A 306-nucleotide genomic window follows, 5' to 3' on the forward strand; every position below is an offset into this window, starting at 1 on the left:
GCACCGAGGCCAGGCCATTGTCGAGCGTATAGCTGTAGCTGCCGTCGCTGTTGAGATGCAGCGTGCCATAGGTGCCGACCAGGTCGTTGCCGACATTGCCAGCCGAGCCGTTGACGGCGCTGACGCTGTGCGTGTCGCCATTGTCGACATCGGTGTCGTTGGAAAGCACATTGCCGCTCACCGGATTGGGATCGGCCAGCGTGTTGGTGTCTTCCTTCACCGCCGCCGCATCGGCCACCGCCACCGGGCCGTCATTGGTGCCGTTGATGGTGACGGTCAGGCTGGAGCTCGAGGTGCCGCCGTGGT

Annotated in this window: 1 protein-coding gene; it reads right to left on the minus strand. The window is 64.4% G+C overall.

Annotated features, from left to right (window positions below; all coding sequences use genetic code 11):
• The coding region (locus EN845_RS34600) for an Ig-like domain-containing protein (protein ID WP_135931329.1) at positions 1 to 306 on the minus strand (306 nt) is incomplete at both ends.

The sequence above is a fragment of the Mesorhizobium sp. M8A.F.Ca.ET.202.01.1.1 genome (assembly GCF_004791595.1).
Taxonomy (GTDB): Bacteria; Pseudomonadota; Alphaproteobacteria; order Rhizobiales; family Rhizobiaceae; genus Mesorhizobium.